This window comes from Flavobacterium sp. LB2P53, assembly GCF_003970305.1.
Classification (GTDB): domain Bacteria; phylum Bacteroidota; class Bacteroidia; order Flavobacteriales; family Flavobacteriaceae; genus Flavobacterium.
Genome location: NZ_RYDG01000006.1, coordinates 16,038 through 41,331, shown reverse-complemented (window position 1 = coordinate 41,331; position 25,294 = coordinate 16,038). Strand labels below are relative to the sequence as shown.

Here is a 25,294-nt window from a genome sequence, read left to right as displayed (position 1 = left end):
AATTTAAGAAAACTATTTAAGATTAGAGAAAAACCTTCACATCTTTGTATCTTTGTTTTTTTCAAACTAAAACAATGATTTACCCTAAAATACCTTTGGCACAAAGCATTATTGAAATCTGTTTGGCCAAAGGAATTACTACCATAATTATTTCTCCAGGTTCTCGTAATGCCCCGCTCACAATTGGTTTTGTAAACAATCCCGCTTTTCAATGTTACAGCATTGCTGACGAGCGTTCGGCTGCTTTTTTTGCATTGGGAATAGCACAACAAACCAAGCATCCAGTGGCTTTGGTGTGTACTTCCGGTTCGGCTTTATTGAATTATTATCCGGCTTTTGCGGAAGCATTTTACAGCCAGATTCCTATGATTGTGATTTCGGCAGACAGGCCCCAAAGCAAGATTGATATTGGTGACGGCCAAACGATTCGGCAAGAAAATGTATTCGAAAACCATTCGCTTTACAATGCTAATTTACTTGAGAATGTTTCGGTGGCAAATGATTTAAAAATCAATGCGGCGATCAATGCGGCCATCACTCAAAAAGGCCCCGTTCACATCAATGCGCCTTTTGAAGAACCATTGTATGAAACCGTTTCGGAACTTTCAATCGAAGTGAATAGTATCGCTTCCGCAAAAGTGACTCAGACGATTTCCATAGAAGACGTTTCGGAATTTGCAACAATTTGGAACAATTCCACTAAAAAAATGATTTTGGTTGGTGTGAATGCCCCAAATGCTATCAGCCAAAAAATAATTGAGGCCTTCGCCAAAGACGTGTCGATAGTCGTGCTGACTGAAACAACTTCTAACGTGCATCACGATACTTTCATCAATACTATAGACACAATAATTACGCCTTTTACGAATGCCGATTTTGAAAATTTTCGTCCGGAAATTTTAGTCACTTTTGGAGGAATGGTCGTTTCAAAACGAATCAAGGCTTTTTTAAGAAAACACAAACCAAAACACCATTGGCATATTGATTCTTTAAGAGCTTACGACACGTTTGGCGCTTTGACCAAACATTTTGAAGCAGACCCAAATGTTTTTTTTGATACTTTCTTGCCACTTACAAAAGCAACAGAAAGTAATTATTTTCAGCAATTAGACGCGGTTAAAGTGCTGCGAAAGCTAAAAAGTGATATTTATTTAAACAAAATTCCTTTTTCGGATTTTAAAGTTTTTGAAAAAGTGATGCAGTATTTGCCAAAAAATAGTCAATTACAAATCAGTAATAGTTCGGCAATTCGGTATGCGCAATTAGTAGCTGTTGATCCTTCAATTGAAGTATATTGCAATCGCGGTACCAGCGGAATCGATGGTAGTACTTCTACGGCTATTGGTGCGGCTGTTGCCAATGAAAAACAAACGGTTTTTATAACAGGTGATATAGGGTTTTTGTACGACAGCAATGCATTATGGAACAATTACATTCCAAAAAATTTCAAGATTATATTGATTAATAACGGTGGAGGAGGAATATTTAGGATTTTACCCGGACACAAAGAAACACCGGTTTTTAATACCTTCTTTGAAACTTCACATTGTTTAACTGCGGAACATTTGGCTAAAATGTATGGTTTTGAATACAGTATTGCCAGTGATGAGGCGAGTTTAGCAATAAGTTTGACTGCTTTGTATGCTCAAAATGAAAAACCAAGTATTTTGGAAATTTTCACACCAACCTTGAAAAACGACAGTATTTTACTGCAATATTTTAAAGAGTTGATTTAATTATTTTCGGATCATTGATATTTACCATTTATACTTAATTTATAAATGGGAAACATAAAAAAAAACGTTTGCATAAGCAAACGCTTTTTTATTTATTGTTGTGTTGAACCATCAAGTAAGATTCATTAATAAAAACGTGACTATAAAAAATTACTTTAATTGTTTAAAACCTTCTAGTGTTTTAACGAATTGGCAAAGGGAAAACCGGTAAACTGGAATGTCCTAATGCATCAACTGCTTGAACAGCAAAGAAAAAATTGTCTTTAGAATATGGGATTTCAGCTTTAGTATCTTGTACAAAAATTGTTTTTTCCCAATGTTGTGATGCCGTTTCTCTAATAAGAATGTTGTATCCATAAACCGATTTCCCTTCAGGTGCGGTCCAAACTAAAGTAGAAAAATTAGTCAAATCCTTTACTTCAATTCCTACGTTTGTTGGTGCTTTTGGAGACCAAGCCAAATTACTGAACGTAGCCAAGTTAGAACAGGTTACTTTCTTCATGTATTCAAAGTCCATAAATTCTGCAAGATCGCCGTACTGGATGTTGTTTTCTTTTCGAACATCTTGATGTTGGTGGTCGTAGTTTTCGTTCATTTCACAAAAACGAACAGCTGTAAATCCATTTTGACTGAAAGGAGTATGATCCCCACCACGTAAGAAACGGTCGTTGCGATACACTAAATTAATATCCAGTTGCTCCACATATTGATTGGTAACCGTTTTGATGTATCGCGCTAGTTGTCTGGATGGACTGTCATTATCACGATTGGTCGATTTACGCATTTTTGACTCGGCTTCTGTCTCTAAGAATGGAATTGTTTCACTGAAAACGCGCACTTTAGTATTGTCTCGTAATAAAGTACCGCTGGATAAACTGTTTCCAATCATATCATTGTTGATCATGGCAATAATATTCCATTTTCCCTCTTTGGCAACATCCGCTAAATGCTTAGCTCCGTATAATCCTTGTTCTTCACCAACTACAGCCACAAAAATCAGTGTAAAAGGGAATTCTCTTTGGCTCATTATACGGGCCAGTTCCATCATGGCGGCTACTCCGGAAGCGTCGTCATTAGCACCTGGCGCATCAATTTTAGCATCCATGACATCCGAAGCACGAGAATCTAAATGGCCGCTTATAATTAATACACGATCGTCCGTAGGATCAGTTCCTTTTAAGGTTGCCATGACATTACCCAATTGGCTGTCGGTGGCAATACGTCTTCCATCTGCTTTGATGGTGAAAAAGTCAATAACCGAAGTTAGTCTGCCGCCAGAAGCCAAAGCATATTTATCAAATTCCGATTTAACCCAGCGTTGCGCTGCGCCAATACCGCGAGTGTTACTTTTTGTGTCGCTTAGGGTATGTCTGGTTCCAAAAGACACTAGTTTTCGGACCGTAGCTTCCATATTTTCCGATTGTACCTCAGCCACCATTTTTTTTATTTCGGGATCATCGACGGTGGTTTGTGCGTAATTGGCATGAGTAATGAATAATAGTAGGAAGAAACAGAGAATTGAGGTTGATTTCATCTAATTTTTTTTAGTTTTCTCAAAGTTAGGGAAAAGGAAAAGATTTTAGGCACAAAATTGTGCTTTAGTGTTTCATTGCTAGAACTTGCGCAATCGCTTTTTCAGCCAGAGGCGCCATTACCTGATAGCCCAATTTATTAGGATGTACTCCATCACCGGAATAGGCAGCTTTTAATCCGTTGCTCTCATCGACCATTGCTGAAAAATAATCCAGGTAGATAATTCCATTCGCATCAGCATATTTCTTTAGTAATTGATTAAGCTCCATAACCTTTTCAGCCGGATTTTGATTGGGTTTCCAAGGAAAATCAAAAGCGGGTAATACGGAACACAAAATAACTTTGATCTGGTTTGCTTGTGCCAATTCAACCATCGAAATAATATTGTTTTCAATCCTATCTAATGTTGTGGGGCCTGTATTTCCGGCAATATCATTGATTCCTGCTAAAATGAGTACTGCGGCTGGCTGTAAAGCAATAACATCAGCTCTGAAACGGATGAGCATTTGCGGGGTTGTTTGACCGCTAATACCCCTATTTATATATGGTTTTCCTGAAAAGTATTCAGAATTGGTTGCACTCCAGAATTCGGTTATGGAATCACCCATAAAGACAATTCGTTGTTGTCCAGCTGCTGGTGGTTTCAGCGCAACATTCTGCTCTTGGTATTTGCTTAAATTTGGCCAGTCCTGCGCCTGTATTGTTTCTCCCATAACGATTGATAAAAATAAGATGCTGTAAATAAATTGGATGTTTTTCATTTGTAACCGGATTAGAAATTTTGAAAACAGTAAATAAGTGGTAGTGCAGTAAAACGCAACAACCTTCCATTCTTATCCGAAAGATAGAGAAAAGGAAGGTTGATTTTATAGTGTATTGGTATTTAATCAAATAAATCGGAAGACAAATACCGATCGCCTCGGTCGCAAATGATAGCGACAATCACACCGGACTCTATTGTATTTGCTATTTTTAGTGCTGCAGCCACGGAACCGCCACTACTCATTCCTGCAAAAATGCCTTCTTCAAGTGCCAAACGTTTGGTCATAGCACGTGCTTCCTGTTCCGAAATTTCAATGATGGTATCTACTTTTGAAGCATCAAAAATTCTAGGTAAATATTCTTGAGGCCATTTTCTGATTCCCGGAATCTGCGAACCGTCGCTGGGTTGCGCACCAATAATTTGAATTTCTGGATTCCGCTCTTTCAAATACGTTGACGTTCCTATAATTGTCCCTGTAGTTCCCATTGCTGATATGAAATGGGTTACCGTTCCTTCCGTATCATTCCATATTTCCGGACCTGTGGTTTTGTAATGTGCTTTCCAGTTGTCATCATTAGCAAACTGATTGAGCATTATGTATCCGCCTTCGGCTACCTTTTTATCAGCATAATCTCTGGAACCAATTATTCCGGTGTCAGCAGGCGTTAGAATGACCGTAGCTCCATAAGCACGCATAGTAAGCGTACGTTCTATAGTGGAATCTTCCGGGAGTATCAATTCGATTTCGATATTGAATAATTGGGCAATCATCGCCAAAGCAATTCCGGTATTACCGCTGGTTGCCTCAATTAACTTGTCTCCTTTTTTGATTTCTCCTCTTTCTAATGCTGATTTGATCATGTTGTATGCCGCACGATCCTTTATGCTTCCGCCTGGATTATTTCCTTCGAGTTTCAGTAAAAGTTTTACCTTGTCATTTTGTATCAAATGGGTAGATTCAACTAAAGGTGTATTGCCTATTAAATCTAGTATTGTTTGAGATTTCATGCTATTGGGTGTGTTGTGTTTGATTTGTAATAATCCGAGTATTGACTAAATTTGATAAGTATTCGTTTATAAAAACTATTTTTAACAAGCTTATTTTAAAAATAGCAACAACAATAGCAGAAAGGAATATTTTTATAATTCAGTGGCATTTTCATGGTTTTTAAAACGAATGGTAAAGGTATTGAACAATTTTGGATTATTTGTTTTTAGTCAATAAAGCTATCTTGTTTATTGCTACATTTTTGTTAAATTTATCGCTTTTGAATGCAATTGAAATTTTTGTTATATCCGTTAATTGGAATTAATAAAAATTAAATCAATAGCTTTTTTTACAATTTTAAGATATAAACAGCTATTGCTAGACTGTTTATATTTTCAAGGTATACAAATTGATTATTAGTTTCGATAGAAGTGTTTTTTAAATTAGCCAATAAATAACTAGCTATGAAAAGTAATTCGACTTTTATAAGTGACATTTCTAAAAAGGTATTCCCAATAGCGGATAAAGTAGCTGCTAAGACCATACGGAACCCAATATTAGCACTTATTCAAAATGATTATCCTGATTTTGATGCCAATAAATTATTAGCAATAAGTGAACTTAATAGGTATCGGGAAAAATATATTTCGAATTATTTATTGGTCGAAATAGGGGAATTGTCTAATCTGGAGGCTAAAGTAATCGGTTCCTTAAGCGAAGATAAATCGCTGGTGAATACTGTAGAGGATGAAAATGGTGATCGAACCGTAGGGCAAAAAGTGGCAGACAAGGTAGCTGCTTTTGGCGGAAGCTGGAAATTTATCATTCTTTTTGGGGTGTTTATCTTGTTGTGGATTTTGGCTAATATTTATATTCTGCTGAATAAAGGTTTTGATCCGTATCCATTTATTTTATTAAATTTAATTTTGTCCTGTTTGGCTGCACTTCAAGCACCGGTAATTATGATGAGCCAAAACCGTCAGGAAGAAAAAGATCGGGAAAGAGCTAAAAAAGATTATATGATTAATTTGAAATCAGAACTTGAAATCAGAATGCTTCATGAAAAACTGGATCATTTGATTATGCATCAGCAAGAAGAATTAATTGAAATTCAGAAAGTACAAATCGAAATGATGAATGATATCCTAGCCCGAATCAAATAATTGTTGTTGCTGTAAAGGGGATAAAAAGAAACTCATTAGTAGTGTTTAAAATAATACCCTGCAATCATAAAAACACCATTAAGGACAGCGGCGCCGATAATTATTTTTTTGTAGTTTCTGTTGGTGTCTATGAAATTCAAAGCCAGAATTCCCAGAAATAATAAGGTCGTGAAAATTGCCGGATACCTATCGAAGGCACCTCCAAAATCGCCTTGTAAAAGCAATAAAAATCCTCGCTGAAAACCACAGCCCAAACACTCTATTCCAAAGAGTGTTTTACTGAAACACGGGAGCATGTATTTTTCTAGATTCAATTTTTTTTCTTTTTTACAAGTATACGTAAAAGTAAGAAATTTTATCAAGAGTAAATAGAGTAATTTTAAATTCAGTACTTTTGGAATCTGATATTTTAAAAGATGAAAAAATATATAATCCCCATAATGATTCTCGCCATCACAGTTGCTTTATACGAGCAGGTGAGTGCCGAAAAAAACGTGTACATCATGGTTGTTGCAATTGTAGTTTTTATGATTGGAATGATGCAGTTGAGTGCTAAAACTCCGAGTAAAAATCAAGAAAAAGAAGACGAAAATGTTCAATAAAGGAGATAAAGTTTCCGTGCTGGATGAAGCGATGAATGGGATAGTGTTGTCAGTCAAAGACCAGCAGGTTACGATAGAAACGGAGGATGGTTTTACGATGACATTTATTGTCAATGAATTACTTAAAATAAACGATTCCAGTAACTTAATGGATTCAATCAGAAGAATAAATGTAAGTGAAATTGCAAAAGAGAAAGAGATCCCAAAACCCCGTAGTTTTGTAAAAGAAAGGAAATCTAAACACGAAATTCCAGCTCCTGAATTTGATTTACACATTGAAAAACTGGTGCCTAATAAACGCGGAATGTCGAATTATGATATTCTGACGCTACAGACTGAAACAGCAAAACGCCATATTGAATTTGCGATTAAAAATCGCATTCCAAAGATTGTTTTTATACATGGAGTCGGGGAAGGAGTCTTGAAAGCAGAGCTAGATTTCTTATTGGGACGGTATGATAACATCGCTTTTCAAGAAGGTAATTATCAAAAATACGGTCAAGGAGCAACAGAAGTTTTCATTAAGCAGAGCGCTATGTAAGCTCATTTTTAATTTTTAATTCCAAAACGAAAGGTCTGATTTAAGATGATTTCTCCTTTGAAATTCTCTTAAATTAGACCCTTTTTTGTAACCATGAAAACAACTTTTTCTTATCTGAAATTATAAGTTTTTTGGCCCCTAATTGGTAGTCAATAAATCTCCATAAATATAAGCATCACCTAGAATAAAATCACTGTTTCCTTTCTTCATTTTTACTTTTTTTAGCACTACAGTATGTCTAAAACCTGATCCATTTGTTGTAGTTGTTACTTCTATAATACCGCTGGTATTTGCTATTCCTGACACTCCAATCCATTCTTCACTAAATGTCGGAGTAGTAGGAAAAGTAGTATTACAAAAATAATTTCCTGTAACCAAGCCAGAGAATAAACGATACGTCAGTTTGTTTTCTGTGTCGCCTATCAATCCGGTTCTAGGAGTGTTCAGCGGTGTTACGGCATTCACGATTAAACTGGCATCAATATCCAGAATTAGCGCTTCACTGCTGTTGTAATCGTATAATTGTTTGGAAGTAGCACATTGTTCCAATGTTTTATTGAAACTAAAAGGCAGCGGTGTTGCTGCTATTTGATAGTCTCCAAAAAAGAATGTTTCGTACACTTGCGTTCCGTTTCCTTTATCAAAAGTGATGTTTTTGAACTTTATATTATGATTGTATCCTGTAATTTTAGTACTGTTATCATCAGGATTTAGGGGTTTTATTGCCGTTGTAGTTATTACAATTTTCCCGCCAGTTGCGGTCCATTGGCCTGTAACTGTAGGTGTTGCCGGAGGAATAGTTTCGCAAATTGTAGCATTTGTGACAGTTCCGTTATAAAAACGGTAAAAAACTCGATTTGTACCATTGATATCCAGTTCTTGCACACTTGTTTCTGTCGGAAAAACAACATTTTTTATTTCAAGAATTAACGCTTCGCTATCTTTTAATTTATAAATGATCCCATTTGTCGTGCAATTTTGTGTGGCTACATCTTCAAAAGTGATGGTTTCTTGAATTAAATCTCCATCATCACATCCGTTTAGGAGCAATGCAAAAACCAACAGGCTAACAATTCTTTTCATTTTATAAAATTTAAAACAAAAATAGAATTTTTAATTTATTCCAAATGCATAACCGCTTAAAAATAGATTATTTAACAGGATATTGTGTTTTAGCAACTATCAATTAAGTGATAAAGTACCTGTTTTAATAGTTATAAAATTGAAAGATAGTGAGAATTTAAAGCCGATTGAAATCAGTATCTTTGTCTAAATTTAATACGATAGATGAGACTTAACAAATATTATTCGGCTGCTTTTTTAGCTTTTTTTGTTTGGGGTTTTTTTAGTTTTGCTTTAAAGCCTTTACACAATTATCCGTCGCTGGATATATTATTTTACCGAGTGTTTTTTAGTGCCATTACCATGGTGTTGATCAATGTTGTTTTCCGTAGAAATGTAATGCGTAAAAACTGGAATCACTTCAAGACGATACCTCTCAAACAACAGAAGAGTGTTGTTATGCTAACACTTGGCGGAGGTATATTTCTCTCCTCAAACTGGTTTGTTTACATTTATGTGATGAATCACGTAAGTGTAAATGCGGCTTCGTTGGCGTATTTAATTTGTCCAATTGTAACAACTGTTTTTGCCTTTTTCATGTTGAAAGAAACGCTGAGCAAATGGCAGTGGATTGCTGTTTTAATTAGTGTATTTAGTTGCGTTTTATTATCCTTTAATCATTTTCAGGATATATTCTACAGTCTTATTACGGCTGCTACTTATGCGCTGTATTTAGTGAGTCAACGTAAAAATAATGATTTAGATAAATTCCTCAGCCTGACGATTCAATTGATTTTTACGGCACTTGTACTGCTCCCTTTTTATCCAAAATACAGTGGAACAATTCCTGTAGAGCCTCTGTTTTACGGCTACATGTTCCTGATTGTGGTTTTTTTTACGATTATCCCTTTGTTTCTAAATCTCTATGCGCTCAAAGGAATCAACTCTTCCGCGGTGGGAATTATGATTTATATTAACCCGATTATTAATTTCTTGTTGGCTATATTTTATTATAACGAGCAGGTTAGCTCGCTTCAATTGTTTTCTTATTTGCTGATTTTGGTTTCAATTGTTGTTTTTAATGAAAAACTGCTTTTTCCCCGAAAATTAAAACTCGTCCCTTCAGAAATACCAGTTTTAAAATAATTTTATAATTTAAAAAATGAAAAAAGTATATCTCGATAACGCTTCTACAACTGCTATTCGTCCCGAAGTAATCCAGGAAATGACTAAAGTATTAACGGAAGATTATGGAAATCCATCTTCAACGCACAGCTTAGGGCGTTCTGCAAAAAATGTTCTGGAGCTTTCCAGAAAGTCAATTGCCAAAAACCTGAATGCCACTGCGCAGGAAATAATTTTTACTTCCTGTGGTACCGAGGCCAATAACTGGATTCTTCGGTCAGCCGTTAAGGACTTGAAAGTGCAACGAATCATTACCAGTAAAATCGAGCATCATGCGGTTTTGTACACGGCTTTAGTTTTAGAAAAAGAGTATGGAATTCAGATTGATTATGTAGCAATAAAGCCAAATGGAGCAATTGATATTACTGATTTAGTAGAGTTATTATCACAGGATAAGAAAACATTAGTCAGTTTGATGCATGTGAATAATGAAATTGGAACTGTTTTAGATTTAGAACGAATAAGCCGTATTTGTCAAGAGCACAGTGCTTTGTTTCATTCGGATACCGTACAGTCCATAGGGAAAACCGGCATAGATTTGCAAAATTTATCTATAGATTTTATCGTGGCCAGTGCGCATAAATTTCATGGACCTAAAGGCGTTGGTTTTGCATTTATTCGAAAAAATTCAGGAATGCAACCCTTATTTTTTGGTGGCGAACAAGAGAAAGGATTGCGCGCCGGGACTGAGGCTCTACATCAAATTGCAGGAATGGCAAAAGCTCTGGAACTTTCATACACCAATTTAGAAACGGAACGAAAGCACATTTCTGAAGTACGGAGTTATTTAATTACCAAGCTTGAAATTGATTTTCCAGGTTTCGAAATTAATGGGAATAGCGATGGTTTTTACACGGTTTTAAATGTTTTACTGCCTTTTTTAGACGAAAAGACAGCGATGATTTTGTTTCATTTAGACATGAAAGGGATAGCAGTTTCCCGCGGTAGCGCCTGCCAGTCCGGGAGTATAAAACCGTCTCATGTATTAGCCGAAATGCTTTCGAATGACGATTTAAAGAAACCAAGTTTGCGCATTTCATTCAGCCATTATAATACTAAAGAAGATATTGATTTGCTTATTGCAGCTTTGAAAACGATATAAAAAATCTGCTGTAAAGTAGTTTCTTCAGTAGTATTAACGTATTTACGCACCTAGTTTTGGATATTTATAATGAAATCGATGGCTTTTCTGCATATTTTTCCATGATTAAGCGCGCTTTAAAAAAGCATAATGCAGATTCAGAACCTTGATTAATGTTGATGTATTTGTCTTTTGTGATTAATAGACAGTTGCCGAGTGTTAATTAAAAAAAAAGTGTAAGCTGCAGTTCAATTACAAGTTATTCACCTGTTTGTTTAGAAATATGAATGGATTGCCCCACTAATTTCCAGTGTCCATCAATTTTTTCTAATAACCGAATTTCATACGAGAACGTTTTTTTACCATCTTTGGCCGTTGACTCTTCGTTGTGGCTTACCCAGGCGTTGTCCTTATGAATACTCATTTTGTAATTTGTATTTACAGAATAGCCACCGTTACCCATTGCTTCCGGATTTGTATTAATCATAGCCGTAGGCGGAATGTCGAGTACGGTTCCGTCTCCAGTTGAAATTAATATTCGGCTGTAGGGCTGAATGTACCAGCAGTCCGTATGTCCCTTGCTGTCGCCAGCTCTCCATGTGGCAGACTCTTTTTCAAGTAGTTTTTTGATGCTCTCAGATTCATCATTATTTTGACTATAACCTACCAAATTTAGTGCTAGTATAAGATAAAAGGATATTGTCCATTTCATATCAGGCCTGTTTTTTAGAATATTATGTTTTTCGTTTTTATGGCGTAAAATCAGCTAAAAACATGTGCTTTCAAGAATTTTAAGGTTTTTTACGAACGTAAATATATAATTTAATCCTATGAAAACAAATAGGATTTCATTTTTGTGCGTTGTTGTATTAAGAGAGAGTTTTACAACAGCTGCAAAAAAAGACTCTTGACACTATCCCGCTAATTATCACTGATTAACCGGATTGTGTTTAAAAAAATCCGGCTAGTCTAGTGGTAATATTAATTAAAGAAAGGTCGCTTTATTTTAAGGTTTTAGTATTGGATCCTACTAACTTGCATCAAAAAAGCACTGTTTTTTTAATGCGACGAAGGTTCATAAATGAGTCGTAAAAAGGAGCTAAACCGCTGGTTTTCTCTATTTATAGGAATTCCGGTTACTATGCCTATTAGTAAATTATCTGTAATTTCTACTCTCATTTGAGGTCGGATTGTCATATCAAAATCAGCATTATTAATTTCTTTGTTAAACTCCAGTCCAATAAAATTTCGCGTTCCGGGGATCATGTAATGGATATTTGAATTAATCTGCCAGTTCGTCTGTGTTGTATTATCTGAAAAGTGGTGCGTAAATTGTGGCCCGGTGTATAAAAGGGTATGAAAATTTTGTCCCCAGCGTTTAGTAATCACCAAGAACGGATTATATCCATTTCCGGTTATTAAAGTACTATTGCTGTAGTTGTTAAAATTGGGTAATAGAAATTCGTGAATATAGCCAACAGCCATTGATATTTTCTTTTTTTCTGAAACAAAAAAGGTATATTGTGCCGCTAGTTTTATACTATTCAGGTTACTTCCCGGCGAATTTCCGTTGCCGGAAGTAGGGTAATAAATTGAAAAAGGCAATTCTACTTCAAGTCCTAATCGATCAATTGGAGCCCATTCATATTCTAGCAGTGCAGTATATTCATCATGAGTGATATTGTCTGTCAAACCGAGACCTAAATTCCATTCTTTTTCTCCTTTTCGGGCTCCCAAATCTCTAATGAGATCGATGTACAGAGGTTCAGCATGTAACACTTTTGGACGTTTTTTTTTGCCTTCAACTTCTTGAATGTAAAGACTGTCTTTGATCGTATTTTGTTGGTTTTTTTCTGTTTGTGCTTGAGAATGTGTACCCGTAAGTACCGTTAATAGCAGAGTAAATACCGCTGTTTTTAAATATTGAAGAGCCATTTTAATTTGTTTTATGTTTTAGTATACGAATTGCAACCCTAGTTTTCATGAGAAAATAAGGCAGGGATTAATGATCTAAATAACAAATTAAATGTTAGGGGGAGGCGTGTGTATTTCAAAATACGGGGTCGGAGGAATCGAATTTTGTTCAGCTAATTTCCCCTTTTTTAAATATAAATATTTTTTATAAAGACTAATTGCACTGTTTGGTACTACAAAAAAATCTATAAAAAAAGCACTTTTTGCAGCAAAATCTTGATTGGTATCATTATCATCGTATTCAGGTATGGCATTTTCGAATCCTAATATTTGTTCAACCACTATTTCAATAATGCTTTCCAGATCATTGTGGGTCAGATCCTCAGGTAAATGATTTGGTTGCGCATCCGGGGAATCAACAAAGCAGTTCAGCAGGTATAACGACATGAAACCCCAAAAATATCGAGTTAAAAGAGTATGTCGAATTTGTTTAATCATTTTGCATAATTACACTATTTTCTTGCTTAATAGTTGTAAATTTTCGTTAAAGTCGATTATAATTTAAGCGAGTCGCCATCTGCCAAGTGTTTAAAGGGTGCTTTTCTGGATTATTTTAAGTTTAAAAGAGAAAATATGGTACTAGTGAAATTTCCTTTGGTTGTATCCGTTTTACGGATCTGTTTGCAAGCAGTTTTTGTTTTTAATAATACGTTATTGGATTTTATTTCTAAATTTTTCTAAAATGATTAAAATATTCATCAATGCGTATCATCATTCCAGTCAGAATCTTCTTCAGTTGTTTTTTTGAAATCTTTATTCAAGAACTGTTTGTATTTCTTTTTGTCTTTTTGATTTTTTCTGATGAGAAATACTATCAAAGCAATTCCGAAGAAGAGTACAAGTCCAACTATTACCCAATTGATTTTCATTGTTTTTTTGTTTAATACGTAAATTAACAATCTGACATATTCACGGTGATGGCTAATCCGCCTTCGGAGGTTTCTTTGTACTTGTTGTTCATGTCTTTGGCGGTTTGCCACATCGTGTCCACGACTTTGTCTAAAGGGACTTTGGCATTTTTCGGATCGGTTTCCAGGGCTAACTCAGCGGCATTAATGGCTTTTATGGCACCCATAGTATTTCTTTCGATGCAGGGAATCTGAACCAAACCGCCAATAGGATCACAGGTCAACCCCAAGTGATGTTCCATGGCAATTTCGGCAGCCATTAAAACCTGTGCAGGAGTTCCGCCCATCAATTCGCATAAAGCGGCAGCAGCCATGGAAGATGAAACGCCTATTTCGGCCTGACAACCGCCCATTGCCGCAGAAATGGTAGAACCTTTCTTGAAAATACTGCCTACTTCACCGGCAACCATCAGGAATTGTTTGATTTCTTTTTCTCCTGCATTGTGGTTTTCAATCACTAAATAATACATTAAAACGGCCGGAATTACGCCTGCGCTTCCATTTGTTGGGGCTGTGACCACGCGTCCTAAAGCGGCATTTACTTCATTTACCGCAAGGGCAAAACAGGAAACCCATTTCAGGATTTGGCGGAATTTCACTTCTGTTTTTCTGATCTCCTCAAGCCAGGTTTGAGGGGAATTATAATTGGATAAACCAATTAGTTTTTGGTGCATGTCAAAAGCACGGCGACGCACGTTTAGTCCGCCGGGAAGAATCCCTTCGGAATGACAACCAATGTACATGCATTCGAGCATCGTGTGCCAAATGCGTATTAGTTCCTGATCGATAACTGCTTCGGAACGCATTGATTTTTCGTTTTCATAAATGATTTCCGATATCGATTTGTTTTCTTTTATGCAATAATCCAGTAGTTCTGCCGCTTTCTCAATTGGATATGGAAAAGCACATTTTATTTTAATTTTCTTTTTAGCGTTGATGCGTTCTTCTTTTACTACAAATCCGCCACCAATAGAATAAAAGGTAGAAACGTATTGACGATCATCAGTCATATAGGCTGTGAAAGTCATTCCATTGGCATGAAAGGGAAGGAAGTTTTTATTAAAAACGATATCTTGGAGGAAATAAAAAGCAATTGGCTTTTCGTTTCCTAAGTTGATTTTGTTTTTTGATTCAATGGATTTGATAATTGCATCAATATTTTCTATGGGAATGTATTCTGGATCTTGTCCGCTCAAACCCAGCATTACGGCTAAATCCGTGGCGTGTCCTTTACCGGTTAAGGAAAGGGAACCGTATAAATCTATTTTCACCCTGTTGACCGCATGAAGTAAATTTTCGTTTCGCAATTCACTAAGAAAGCGTTCGGCAGCTCTCCAAGGCCCAAGTGTGTGTGAACTCGAAGGTCCAACACCAATTTTTAGCATATCAAAAACGGAGATACATTCTTCCATGTTAAGTGTGAATTTTTGTTACCTGCAAATATAATAGAATGTAGCAAGGATACGAATTGAAAATAGAATAATATTGTTTTTTTAATAATTAATATTGCTGTATTGTTAGTATTCTTCAAAAAAAAGGATTTAGCAAAACTAATACTTTGTTAAAATCAATATTTCTTTAATCCAAAATTTAGCTTGTGCAATACTTTGTAAATGGCTATTTTTGAAGCTTAACTAACCCAAAACAATATGAAAAAGATTATTTTTTCTTTTTATCTACTGCTAACTTTGGTGCTGAGTGTTCATTCGCAAGTGCAAAGTCCTTCTGAATTTATACCCAATTACGGAAAACAAATAACCTATTACCATCAGACTGAAAATTATTTTAAGCATCTTACGGAAAAGTCTACTTTTATCAAACACCAGAAATATGGTGTAACGCCGGAACAAAGGGATTTGAATGTATACTTTATATCGAGCCCGGAGAATTTGGCTAATTTGGAACAAATTAGGAATAACAATTTGGCAGCCATTGGTTTATCCAAAAATAAATCACAAATGATTGGCGATAAATTAATTGTTTGGTTGAGTTTTAATGTGCACGGAAATGAATTTGCCGGAACCGAAAGTGCTATGACCGTGGCGTACGAATTAGTAAATCCTTTGAATGCCGATACTAAAAAGTGGTTAGAGAATACCATTGTAATACTGGATCCATGCATCAATCCGGATGGATATTCCAGATACGGAAATTGGTTAAGAGAAATTTCAGGTAAAAAAACGCATCCGGAATTGTCAGACAGAGAGCACATGGAAGTGTGGCCGGGCGGTAGATACAACCATTATATATTTGATTTAAACAGAGACTGGGCGTGGCAAACACAACCGGAAACCCAACAGCGTATTGTGTTGTACAACCAATGGATGCCACAAGTTCATACAGATGTGCATGAAATGGGATACGATTCTCCGTATTTTTTTCCACCCTCAGCGGAACCTTTGCACGAATATATTGAGAAATACCAGAAAGATTTTCACTACACTTTAGGTAAAAATATTTCTAAAAAATTTGATGCTCAAAACTGGATGTATAACACCGGTGAACGTTTTGATTTGTTTTATCCAAGTTATGGGGATACGTATCCTACATACAATGGCGCGGTTGGTATGACGATGGAACAAGGCGGAATAGGTGCGGGGAGAGCCGTTACTATGGGCAACGGAATCACCTTAACGATACAAGACCGATTGACACATCACGCTACGGCAGTCCTGACGGTGGTAGAATCAGCCGCCGCACAAGCGGATGTTTTGCTGAAAGGTTTCAGAGGTTTTATGAATAATTCCCGAAAAACAGTGAAGGGAAATTATAAAATGTATGTGATGAAAAATAATCCGAAGTTGGTTCAAATGGCGGATTTGTTGAAAAAAAATAATGTAGAATTCAGTTACGCTGATGCCAGTCAAAAAGTATCCGGATTCAATTACAATACAAAAACAGATAAAGGTTTTACGATTGAACCCAATGATTTAATTGTAAAAGTAGATCAACAAAAAGCTGTTTTAGCACAAGTGCTTTTTGAACCGGACCAAAAGTTGAATGACAGTTTATCGTATGATATTACCTCTTGGGCTTTGCCCTTGGCATACGGTGTTGAAGGCTATGCGTTAAAAAATAGTCTGGACATAAAGACTAAAGCAACTATTGAAGTGAAAGAAAAGATCGTTCCTAAAAATGCTTATGCGTTTCATATTCCTTGGAATAACAGAATTTCAGCTCAGGTGTTGTCTTTGTTGCACCAAAATAATATCAAAGTGAGGTCTGCGATGAAAAAAGCCATTTTTGGAGATGTGATTGTAGAGCCGGGTGGACTGTTAGTGACCAAAGCGGATAATCCTAAAGTGGTTGATTTTGAAAAAACGATTAGTGAACTCGTAAAAATAAAAACCGATTATAATTACATACTTACAGGTTTTTCGTCTAATTCTAAAGATGTAGGCGGCGAAAATTTTAATTTATTGAAAGCGCCTAAAGTAGTTTTATTATCCGGAAAAGGGGTGGGCTCTACAGAGTTTGGTGCCGCTTGGTATTATATGCAAGAAACTATTGCATATCCGGTGAGTGTGGTTGAAGTAAATAATTTCAATAGATTTAATCTTTTTAACTACAACACACTGATTTTAGCAGACGGATATTATGATTTTTCAGATGACCAACAAAAGAAAATTGGCGAATGGATTAAAAACGGTGGAAAAGTGATTGCAATGAATAGTGCGCTTACCCTTTTTGAAGCAAAAGAAGGATATGCGTTAAGTCCTTTTGCAACTGAAGAAGACAAATTAAGCTCTGAGAAAGCCGCTGAAGAAGAGGAACTAAAAGAACGCTTCTTAGATTTTCAGGATTCAGAACGCAGGTATATTTCTAAATCGATTCCCGGAGCCATAATTGAAAACCTATTGAATAAAACACATCCCATGTCTTTTGGTTTAGGCGATACATATTTCAGTCTAAAAACGGATGACAGACATTATTCACTATTGAAAAAAGCCATAAATGTTGCTTATGTTCCTAAAGATTATAAGAGTTATGGTTTTGTAGGTAATGAAATCAAAAAGAAACTGAACAATACCGTGAGCTTTGCAGTTGATAAAAAAGGCGATGGATCTGTAATTTATATGGTAGATAATCCATTATTCAGAGGTTTTTGGGAAAATGGAAATCTATTGTTCAGCAATGCATTGTTCTTAGTCAATTAAAGAGTGTACAAGATAGGTTACATAAAAAGAGCACGAGGTATCGAGCTCTTTTTTGTTTCATTGTTTTTCTAAAAAGGATAACCAATTGCAAGATTGAAAACTAAATTTTCTTTTCTCCAGGCACTATTTCCCAGACTGATTTGATCTAAAACCCAGCGATCTCCATTTGGTAAATACGGTTTGCGTAACGGGAAAGCAAGATCTGTTCTCAGAATCAGAAAAGAGAAATCAAAGCGTAATCCGGCTCCAACTCCAACGGCCAGTTCATTCAGGAATTTTTTGGAAAATTTTGCTCCCGGTTTATCCGGATTTTCATTCAGTAACCAAATATTTCCGGCATCTAGAAACAAAGCTCCTTTTACCAGTCCATATATTTTAGTTCGGTATTCGGTATTAAACTCTAGTTTTAAATCACCGGATTGATCCGCTAAAAAAGTGCCGGTGTTAGCTGCAGCTCCATCAAAACTTCCAGGTCCCAAGGAACGGGCTCTAAAGGCTCGCAAACTATTGGTCCCACCAATGAAAAACTGCTTGATAAAAGGCATTTCATTTGAATTTCCATACGTAAATCCGGCTCCTGCAATGATTCTGCTGGCTAATTGAGACTCTTTTCCTAATTTCAAATAATGTCTGAAATCTTGCTCTATTTTGATAAATTGACTAAACGGAACATCAAATAATTTGATAGTATCTCCTTTTCGAATATTTGCTCCTGAAACTAATCCTGCTATATTTCCCACCAGATCAAGGCTAGCTTTGTAGTAAAAAGTGTTTTTCTTTCTTGTTTGCAAAGTATTAGTGTACGTATAGGAATAGGATGGTCCAAATAGTAATTGCTTCTCAACCACTTTCTCCAGAGAAGGGTTGTTTGCAATTTGTTCATGGTACAAATTAGTTATGTTTTGCGGACTGGCGTATGTGATTTCGGTAACATTTAAAAGGTGTTCTTTTCTTTCGTTTTCTTTCCATAAATAGCCAAAAGAACCTTTGAATGTTTGTAGGGAATATAAATTGGTTCTGTTTTGAAATTCATATCCCAATGTTGCTTTTGTCTTTGGAACAAAACCACTTGACGGGTTTAGCTTAAAAGGGGATACAAATCGGGGCCAAATTAAATTAGCTTCGGTACCAACTCTGTACACATTGAAACCATTATTTTGTCCGGAAACTTGCACTTCTACACCCCCAAAAGCTGAGATTGTTAATAATTCAGCACCCCGGAACGCATTGCGATTGCTCCAGTTTAAATTGAGTTCGGTTCCGGTGTAATTAGCAGAATTTGTTTTGGCCAATAATTCCATCCGAAGCGATTTTTTAGGCAATGGCGTCAGGTAATAATAGGCATCTAAATAATTTCCGAGTGTATCAGAAACCTTAAACTGATTTTTTACAAATTTGAAAGTACCTAGGTTTACCAATCGGTTCAATGATAAATTATGGTCGCTACGGTTGTATAGATCCCCTTTTTTAAAATATAAAGCCCGGTCAAAAATCCTTGGTTTGAATAAATTTTCTGGATCTATAATGGTTAAATCATTATATTTTGTAATGGTATCGATACTGATTTTTAAACTGTCAGAACTAATAGAATAGTTTGGATATACGATGATTTTATTAATTTTGTACGGAGTTTCGGCCAGTTTCGGAGTTTCCTCTTTTATCTTTACAATAAGATCGACCTGATGATCTGCAACTGTCGAGTCTACTTGTACTTTTAAATAATCAGGATTAAAATAAAAGAATCCTTTTTCTTTTAGCCTGGAATCGATTCTGATTCTTTCTTCTTTGATGGTATTTAGGCTGTATCCTTCTTCTTTTTTTAACAAACTTCTAAGTCTGGTATTGCGAACAGCACTCGAAATCACTGCGGAGTCTACAGGGAATTTGACGGCTCTGATTTTGTATTGTTTTGCGGGTTTTACAAGATATTCTGCAGTTGCTTTTTTTCCGTGTCGTGTTGAATCAGCCGCTGTTTTTGTATTGAAATAGCCATTGTTTTCTGTGAAATTTTGTAAAACGTTTTTGTTGTATTCTAAGTCTACCTGACTGTATAAAACAGGGGCTTCGCCTACTTTAGTTTTTAACCAGTAGCGCCATCCTTTTTCTTTCTTTGGCGTCCCAGCCAAGTTATAAATGTATAGCTTAGGCCTCAATCCTAAAATCGAGGAATTGGGTTTTGGTCTTACCACTTCTCCAAGAGCGGTTTTTAATGCTTTGTTTTCTTTTTTAGAGGTTTCTTTTCCTTCTACGGTTACTTTAGCACCGGTATACAGCAGCTCTCCTTCGGGCAAAAAGCGAGTGTTGCTGCACGATGAAGCCAACATTGCAAAGAAAAGAAAAGATACTAAATGGTTATTGTTCATTAATTTTATTATTTATTAAAAAAAATTAAACCACTAAGAGATTAGGTTTTTATTAAGGAAAATCAATTGGTCTAATTTCTTAATGGTAAAAAAACTTTTATTTATTTTTTTGCTTTGCTTTCTTCGCCTCACTTTTTGTAAATAATTCTTTGAATTTATTATAATCTAAAGTGATTATAAAGGCAATTCCAGTCTCGACGACTTCCCCTTGCAGCGCCACTTGGTATTTGTTTATGCGGTAGGCTCTCATTTTATACCTTCCATCTCTTGAGAGTTGATAATCTAAGGAAACATTGCCGGCAATATTATTGGTATTTTGATTGGCTTGCTGGGGCCCTTCAATCCCAAAGCTGCTGCCAACAGTAACTTTCAATCGGTCGTTCAGCAATTTTTTTGAAATGCCTACATTAAGATCTGTTTTGTTCTCGCGTTGCCCGGTAGTATAATCATCGGACGTATTCAGATCAAAATTCAGCTCTACTCCTTGAATTAAATCACCGGCGAGGTTGTTCAGTTGTTGGGATAAAATTTTACTGGCACTTTCTCTGGCCAGTGAGGAAACGGTTGCTCCGCCGGATTGACTTGCAAATGGGTTTTCTCCAATAAAACGATTCAAGAGCAGTAAGGCAAAAACCTGTTTGTTCAGCTCATCAGGTTGCTGACGCAATTGGGTCAGTTTAGCCTGAGTGGTATTTATAATCTCTGTTGAAACACTATTGTTCCCCTCCGGCAAAACTATATCAAATGAAATAGTGGGTTTGAGTAAAGCACCATTCATTTTTAATGCGGTTTCAAAAGGGATTTTTTGTTTGTAGGTATTTCTCACTTCGGTGGTAACACTTCCTAATTGGTCATTGACTAAATCAATGGGAGCCGCTTCTGTTTTATAAATTGCAGTTATATTAATATCAGCAGTTGTGGGCTCTCCTGTCCATAGAATGTAGCTGCCTTTTTTGATGTCAAATTTCCTTTTGATGGCGTTAAAGTTCATTTCATAACTCCCTTCGGACAATTCATAGCGTCCGGTCAGCGTTGTTTTTCCTGAAGGATCAATTCCTCCGTTTAATTGCGCTTCGCCTTTTAATTTCAAGAAATCCCCGTTGGCTTTGTCAATTACCATTGATAATTCAGCTTCTTTGTTTACCTCAATGTTTACGGATGCGTTAACCCCTTTTATAGTGGATTCACTGCTGAATTCTTCCAGAACAATGGTCTCCATTAATTTTGGATTGTCTTGGTCAATAAATTCTACAATTCCTTCCCTATCAGCTATTGAAGGATCTGATTGGGGCAAAACAATAGTGAATTTAGTCTCTTTATTAATACGTATGGTTCCTTCGACAATAGGATTGTCTAAATTTCCTGTTATTTTTAAATGGTTGTCTAAGTACAGCTCTCCATAATACAAATCATTGTCTTTCGCTTTAGAATTGACCGCTTTGAAGTTATCCGCATCCAGGGCTAAATCGAACCCAAAATTACTAAAATTGGCACTGTCAATTTTTCCGTTGATGGCTAAATCATTGTCTCTCTCATCATTGATAATGAAATTATCAAAAACAATAGCGTTTTCAGTAAAGATAATTTTATCATTTAACGACTTAAATTTAGAATTGAGCGGCGTGGCTTTGAAACCAATTTCATTGAATTGTAATTCTCCAATTACTTTGGGCTGGCTGGTATTCCCAGTGATTTTAAAATTCCCATTCAAAAAACCGGTGCTTTCAGTAATATTATTTAACGTAAAACCTTGAATGCTTTTTAAATTCAGCTTTTCAATATCCAGACTCATATCAAAACTACTGTTGTTTATTTTATAGTTTCCTTCTAATTTGACTTGGTTTCCCTGACCTGTAATAGCAACAACAGCATCGTATTGGTTTAAAATGGCATTATTTACTTTTATACTGATAGTTCCAATGGTATCTTTTTTGAAAGTAAAATTTTCAATATTTAAATCCGAAGTAAAAACGGGCGATGTAGTTGTGTTTTTCACCACTGCGTTTCCATTGATCTTACCACTCAGTTGTAAATCCTTTTTCTCCACAAAACTCGTAATCGTTTTAATGTCAAAATCTTTGAAATCAATAGTGATCGGCGCATTAGGAGTTTCAGAATGTGATTGAATGCGAATGGTGCTGCCGTTCTTGTTTAATTCGAAATTATCTGCGTAAATTCCTTTTTTGCCAAACCGAATCAAATTAGCATCCGCTATTGTCCAAGATTCATAATTCAGCAGTAGTTTAGCGGGGTCTAGACGAACTTCGTTATTTCCGTTTGCCGCTTTTAGTGTTCCGCTTATGCCATATCGTTCTGCGTCTTTTGCATCTTTCAGCTGTAAGGTGTAATCCAGGATATTTTGCGCTACTTTTCCTGTAATACTCGTATGTGGGAGCTGAATTTGTTTGTTTTGAATGTCGTCTATAATTAAGCTGTAAACAAGTGCATTTGCTTGTGTGTCTAGTTTGAAAATTACATTGGTTATCGTGTTTTCTCCATAAATTAATTTTGGAACAGCGCCATTAAGAACAATTGAGTCGTTGAGAGAGTTGTATCTTCCGCTGATGCTAATGGGTTCCAGACTTTTTATGCTAGGAATTAATTTTATTAAAAGAGGACTGTCCTTGATACCAATTTGAAAAGCAAATTGTTGCTTTCCTACGACTGTTTTTTTAGCAGTAGGATTCTTGTCATAATATTTAGCAATCGAGTTTGTTAATGCTGTAGCAACTTTAGACAGCGTGTATTTTCCTTTTATTTCTGCATTTGCAAGCGACGAACGCAGCAATAATGTATTCTTTTGAGCAGTAGATATTGCAACAAGAGTGATCGAGTCTATCTCAAATTGTTCTGTTGCATTAGTGATGCTTATGCGGTTTGCACTTACACTTCCGTTGAGATAATCTAAATTTGCGGATTGAATGTCAGCATCTACAACGCCTCTTATTTTTAGTGGTCCTGCATGGAGATTTAGTTTTTCTAAATCAGCAATATCCACATTCAGTTTTAATTTTCCGGTAGGATATTTGTCTCTAAAGCTTCCGTTACTCACTAAATCAAACGTTAAATTAGGATCTTTTGCGTAGGTAGTAGCATTGAAATTTCCGTTGCGAACGTTTCCTTTTAAGCTTAAATTTTGATAGGTGTATTTGTTGTAATTTGTTTTTAGAATGTTGCCATTCAAAGAGGCATTGGCTGTTTTTGGATCAAATCCAGTTCCTTTTAGGGTTGCTTTCAGAGTGATTTTTCCAATAGAATCATTTTTGATAAAGCGTCCCAAATCAAAATTTGTAAACTCGGTTTGAACATCATATTTCTCGTAATTTTTTCTGTTTTGATTCAACGCCGCTTTAATCTTGGCGGTACCAAAACTACTTGACAGATTCAGGTTCGTATTGAAATTAGCAATGGTTCCTTTAAACGTTCCTTTGGCATTGAACTGCGGAGGCAACTGGATCGAATTTGGGATTGTTCCTTTGGGTAAAAAATCAATAAAATCTTTGGATCCTGATTGTAAGTTTTTGATATTCAAGTCAAAATAGGCTTTATTTACATCTGGCAAACCTACTATGCTGCCGCTTGCTGCTACTTTTGTAGTACCAATGCCGCTAATCTCCATAGATGGGAATGTGATAGCACTCAATTTTCCGGTTATGTCACCGTTGATTAGCAAGATGGCATTGGGATTACTCTTAAATGGGTCTGTATTTGCTAAAGTTGGTACAAAGAGCAGCACATCTTTGACACCCAATTTGCTTTTTTTCAAGTAAGCAATCAGACCCAATTCTCCCGGAGTATCAGCCAAAGCGGCAAGAGATGGATATCCAATTCTGATTTCATTTCTCAATTCTGTCTGCGGTGTTTTTAAATACAGTTTTTTGAGAAACGCATTCTTTTTGCCATAGTAAAATTCTGCGTTGAAGGATTGGATATTCAAACCACTATGATCTTTAACGCTTAAGGAATTTACTACTCCGGATATGTTAGTTGAGCCGTAATTTATGGCATCAATTTGCAGGTTTAAGTTAGTAAGATGCAAATGGTTGTAATCCATGCCTTTGGCAACAGCCGCAACATTGTTGTTGTCATACCTAAAATCTACTCGCTTGATTTCCGTATTCTTGATTTTGATTTGCCAGTTATTGCCTTCTTCCGAAGCAGGATTTTTTTTAGTTTTAACGGGTTCTGATTTACCAAAAGCTAAAGCTCCTTTTAGACCCGATAATTCAATACTTTCAAGGAGTGCAAATTTGTTATTGATATCCAACCGGTCAATTTTAGCTACTAGTTTTTTCAAATAAAAAGCAGTAGATAACTTTGTTCCCTCACTTTGGTAATCAAAATCAATTTTTGCAAAATCAATTTCTCCTAGTTTTAATTTGAAAACGGGTTCCTGTGTATTTCCTGTGGGAACTTCTTTAGCAGCGGATTTCTGAACCAAACCTTGCTTTAATTTAAAGTGTAGTCCGTTGATTTTAGCCTTTGGAATTTCGAAATTCATTTGTTCTAAATCGAAAGTTTTAATTTTCGTTTCAAAGTGATTTAGATTGGTAGATAGATAATTTTTGGTAATCGCATCGGAATACGTTAACTGGATTCGGTCGAGCTTAATTTCGGATACAGAGAATTGCATGGGTGGCGAATCGCTCTTTTGTTCCTCTGGCGAGGCAAATGCATTCAGGATATAATCAAAATTAAAAACTGCTTTTGAATCCCGACTCAAATTAGTGGTGATGCCTTCGAGCTGAACGGAATTAATTTCGACTTTATTATTCATCAATTGAAAAAGACTAATATCTACAGCTAGTTTTTCTCCGGCAAAAAGGGTGTCTTTTTTTTGATCTTCAAAATAAACACCTTGCAGCATTATTTTTTTTGGAAATCCAATTTCTATTCGGTCAATAGTAACTTTAGTTTTGATTTTTCCTTCCAGATAGGTTACTGCTTTTTCTTTGACATAATTTTGAACAGACGGAGTTTGGATGGCCACAACCAAGACTAAGAACAATAGAATTAGGGATCCTATTATCCAAAGGAAAATTTTTAAACTTTTCTTTAAATATTTTTTCAAAAGTGGTTTTATTTTGTGGCTAAAAATAACCAATTTAAATCAGAATTGCAATTTCAAGTACAAATGGAATAAGTAAACAAAGTTCAAAATTAAAAAAAGGAAAGTTAGTATAAAATCAAAAAAATATGGCATTAAATTTTTGATATAAATTTAAGGCTCATTAACCG

At 35.8% G+C, this 25,294-nt stretch carries 19 protein-coding genes; 7 read left to right on the top strand and 12 right to left on the bottom strand.

The annotated features are described in order from the left end of the window. Nucleotides 1–74: 74 nt before the first annotated feature. A complete protein-coding gene (gene menD, locus EKL95_RS08920; protein ID WP_126563997.1) occupies nucleotides 75–1,736 on the top strand; it encodes a 2-succinyl-5-enolpyruvyl-6-hydroxy-3-cyclohexene-1-carboxylic-acid synthase in 1,662 nt (553 codons plus the stop codon). Nucleotides 1,737–1,917: 181 nt separating this feature from the next. Here the strand turns inward: menD and EKL95_RS08915 are convergent, their stop codons facing one another. From EKL95_RS08915 to cysM, 3 genes are all read right to left on the bottom strand, one after another. Beyond that, nucleotides 1,918–3,270, bottom strand: coding sequence for a M28 family metallopeptidase (locus EKL95_RS08915; RefSeq protein ID WP_126554260.1), 1,353 nt, complete (start codon nucleotides 3,268–3,270; stop codon nucleotides 1,918–1,920). Nucleotides 3,271–3,334: 64 nt separating this feature from the next. Next, nucleotides 3,335–4,030, bottom strand: a complete 696-nt coding sequence (locus EKL95_RS08910) for an SGNH/GDSL hydrolase family protein (protein WP_233589392.1) — start codon at nucleotides 4,028–4,030, stop codon at nucleotides 3,335–3,337. Between the two features lie 122 nt (nucleotides 4,031–4,152). Next, a complete protein-coding gene (gene cysM, locus EKL95_RS08905) occupies nucleotides 4,153–5,040 on the bottom strand; it encodes a cysteine synthase CysM (RefSeq protein ID WP_126454514.1) in 888 nt (295 codons plus the stop codon). A 444-nt stretch (nucleotides 5,041–5,484) separates the two neighbouring features. Between cysM and EKL95_RS08900 the strand changes: the two genes are divergently transcribed. Next, nucleotides 5,485–6,183, top strand: coding sequence for a DUF1003 domain-containing protein (locus EKL95_RS08900; RefSeq protein WP_126462232.1), 699 nt, complete (start codon nucleotides 5,485–5,487; stop codon nucleotides 6,181–6,183). A 35-nt stretch (nucleotides 6,184–6,218) separates the two neighbouring features. Here EKL95_RS08900 and EKL95_RS08895 read toward each other — a convergent pair whose 3' ends face one another. Continuing rightward, nucleotides 6,219–6,497, bottom strand: coding sequence for a DUF2752 domain-containing protein (locus tag EKL95_RS08895; protein WP_126554262.1), 279 nt, complete (start codon nucleotides 6,495–6,497; stop codon nucleotides 6,219–6,221). 102 nt (nucleotides 6,498–6,599) lie between these two features. Between EKL95_RS08895 and EKL95_RS08890 the strand changes: the two genes are divergently transcribed. Both EKL95_RS08890 and EKL95_RS08885 read left to right on the top strand, forming a co-directional pair. Next, nucleotides 6,600–6,785, top strand: coding sequence for a hypothetical protein (locus EKL95_RS08890; RefSeq protein ID WP_126462226.1), 186 nt, complete (start codon nucleotides 6,600–6,602; stop codon nucleotides 6,783–6,785). Next, entirely contained in the window at nucleotides 6,775–7,326 is a 552-nt protein-coding gene (locus EKL95_RS08885; protein ID WP_126554264.1) for a Smr/MutS family protein, read from the top strand. The genes EKL95_RS08890 and EKL95_RS08885 overlap by 11 nt, the downstream gene beginning before the upstream one ends. 138 nt (nucleotides 7,327–7,464) lie before the next feature. Here EKL95_RS08885 and EKL95_RS08880 read toward each other — a convergent pair whose 3' ends face one another. Beyond that, nucleotides 7,465–8,409, bottom strand: coding sequence for a hypothetical protein (locus EKL95_RS08880; protein WP_126554266.1), 945 nt, complete (start codon nucleotides 8,407–8,409; stop codon nucleotides 7,465–7,467). Between the two features lie 204 nt (nucleotides 8,410–8,613). Between EKL95_RS08880 and EKL95_RS08875 the strand changes: the two genes are divergently transcribed. Together EKL95_RS08875 and EKL95_RS08870 are read left to right on the top strand one after the other, a co-directional pair. Continuing rightward, complete coding sequence (locus EKL95_RS08875) at nucleotides 8,614–9,534, top strand: EamA family transporter (RefSeq protein ID WP_126563996.1); 921 nt, start codon at nucleotides 8,614–8,616, stop codon at nucleotides 9,532–9,534. A 16-nt stretch (nucleotides 9,535–9,550) separates the two neighbouring features. Beyond that, nucleotides 9,551–10,675, top strand: coding sequence for a cysteine desulfurase family protein (locus EKL95_RS08870; RefSeq protein WP_126563995.1), 1,125 nt, complete (start codon nucleotides 9,551–9,553; stop codon nucleotides 10,673–10,675). A gap of 238 nt (nucleotides 10,676–10,913) precedes the next feature. Here the strand turns inward: EKL95_RS08870 and EKL95_RS08865 are convergent, their stop codons facing one another. From EKL95_RS08865 to EKL95_RS08850, 5 genes are all read right to left on the bottom strand, one after another. Continuing rightward, complete coding sequence (locus EKL95_RS08865; protein ID WP_126454498.1) at nucleotides 10,914–11,366, bottom strand: endo-arabinase; 453 nt, start codon at nucleotides 11,364–11,366, stop codon at nucleotides 10,914–10,916. Between the two features lie 347 nt (nucleotides 11,367–11,713). Next, complete coding sequence (locus EKL95_RS08860) at nucleotides 11,714–12,589, bottom strand: HAEPLYID family protein (protein WP_126563994.1); 876 nt, start codon at nucleotides 12,587–12,589, stop codon at nucleotides 11,714–11,716. 87 nt (nucleotides 12,590–12,676) lie between these two features. Beyond that, entirely contained in the window at nucleotides 12,677–13,066 is a 390-nt protein-coding gene (locus tag EKL95_RS08855) for a hypothetical protein (RefSeq protein ID WP_126563993.1), read from the bottom strand. Between the two features lie 260 nt (nucleotides 13,067–13,326). Continuing rightward, the gene (locus tag EKL95_RS15040; protein WP_197037241.1) at nucleotides 13,327–13,497 is read right to left on the bottom strand and encodes a hypothetical protein; all 171 of its coding nucleotides are present in this window, start codon (nucleotides 13,495–13,497) and stop codon (nucleotides 13,327–13,329) included. 23 nt (nucleotides 13,498–13,520) lie between these two features. Continuing rightward, nucleotides 13,521–14,948 carry an L-serine ammonia-lyase gene (locus EKL95_RS08850; RefSeq protein WP_126462207.1) on the bottom strand — a complete coding sequence of 476 codons (1,428 nt, stop codon included), beginning with the start codon at nucleotides 14,946–14,948 and terminating at the stop codon, nucleotides 13,521–13,523. A gap of 237 nt (nucleotides 14,949–15,185) precedes the next feature. On the opposite strand from EKL95_RS08850, the gene EKL95_RS08845 reads away from it, so the two are divergent. Next, complete coding sequence (locus EKL95_RS08845; RefSeq protein ID WP_126563992.1) at nucleotides 15,186–17,693, top strand: M14 family zinc carboxypeptidase; 2,508 nt, start codon at nucleotides 15,186–15,188, stop codon at nucleotides 17,691–17,693. A gap of 68 nt (nucleotides 17,694–17,761) precedes the next feature. On the opposite strand, the gene EKL95_RS08840 is transcribed toward EKL95_RS08845, so the two are convergent. Both EKL95_RS08840 and EKL95_RS08835 read right to left on the bottom strand, forming a co-directional pair. Further along, on the bottom strand, nucleotides 17,762–20,056 hold the full coding sequence (locus EKL95_RS08840) for a BamA/TamA family outer membrane protein (protein ID WP_126563991.1): 2,295 nt from the start codon (nucleotides 20,054–20,056) through the stop codon (nucleotides 17,762–17,764). A gap of 97 nt (nucleotides 20,057–20,153) precedes the next feature. Beyond that, entirely contained in the window at nucleotides 20,154–25,127 is a 4,974-nt protein-coding gene (locus tag EKL95_RS08835) for a translocation/assembly module TamB domain-containing protein (RefSeq protein WP_126563990.1), read from the bottom strand. Nucleotides 25,128–25,294 lie beyond the last annotated feature (167 nt).

Excerpts from the sequence above, each read along its gene's own strand:
- EKL95_RS08875 (WP_126563996.1), top strand. The coding sequence starts at position 8,614 with ATGAGACTTAACAAATATTATTCGGCTGCTTTTTTAGCTTTTTTTGTT.
- EKL95_RS08870 (WP_126563995.1), top strand. The coding sequence starts at position 9,551 with ATGAAAAAAGTATATCTCGATAACGCTTCTACAACTGCTATTCGTCCC.
- EKL95_RS08840 (WP_126563991.1), bottom strand. The coding sequence starts at position 20,056 with ATGAACAATAACCATTTAGTATCTTTTCTTTTCTTTGCAATGTTGGCT.
- EKL95_RS08885 (WP_126554264.1), top strand. The coding sequence starts at position 6,775 with ATGTTCAATAAAGGAGATAAAGTTTCCGTGCTGGATGAAGCGATGAAT.
- EKL95_RS08850 (WP_126462207.1), bottom strand. The coding sequence starts at position 14,948 with ATGGAAGAATGTATCTCCGTTTTTGATATGCTAAAAATTGGTGTTGGA.
- EKL95_RS08900 (WP_126462232.1), top strand. The coding sequence starts at position 5,485 with ATGAAAAGTAATTCGACTTTTATAAGTGACATTTCTAAAAAGGTATTC.
- EKL95_RS08845 (WP_126563992.1), top strand. The coding sequence starts at position 15,186 with ATGAAAAAGATTATTTTTTCTTTTTATCTACTGCTAACTTTGGTGCTG.
- menD (WP_126563997.1), top strand. The coding sequence starts at position 75 with ATGATTTACCCTAAAATACCTTTGGCACAAAGCATTATTGAAATCTGT.
- EKL95_RS08915 (WP_126554260.1), bottom strand. The coding sequence starts at position 3,270 with ATGAAATCAACCTCAATTCTCTGTTTCTTCCTACTATTATTCATTACT.
- EKL95_RS08865 (WP_126454498.1), bottom strand. The coding sequence starts at position 11,366 with ATGAAATGGACAATATCCTTTTATCTTATACTAGCACTAAATTTGGTA.
- EKL95_RS08910 (WP_233589392.1), bottom strand. The coding sequence starts at position 4,030 with ATGAAAAACATCCAATTTATTTACAGCATCTTATTTTTATCAATCGTT.
- EKL95_RS08855 (WP_126563993.1), bottom strand. The coding sequence starts at position 13,066 with ATGATTAAACAAATTCGACATACTCTTTTAACTCGATATTTTTGGGGT.
- EKL95_RS08860 (WP_126563994.1), bottom strand. The coding sequence starts at position 12,589 with ATGGCTCTTCAATATTTAAAAACAGCGGTATTTACTCTGCTATTAACG.
- EKL95_RS08890 (WP_126462226.1), top strand. The coding sequence starts at position 6,600 with ATGAAAAAATATATAATCCCCATAATGATTCTCGCCATCACAGTTGCT.
- EKL95_RS08880 (WP_126554266.1), bottom strand. The coding sequence starts at position 8,409 with ATGAAAAGAATTGTTAGCCTGTTGGTTTTTGCATTGCTCCTAAACGGA.
- cysM (WP_126454514.1), bottom strand. The coding sequence starts at position 5,040 with ATGAAATCTCAAACAATACTAGATTTAATAGGCAATACACCTTTAGTT.
- EKL95_RS15040 (WP_197037241.1), bottom strand. The coding sequence starts at position 13,497 with ATGAAAATCAATTGGGTAATAGTTGGACTTGTACTCTTCTTCGGAATT.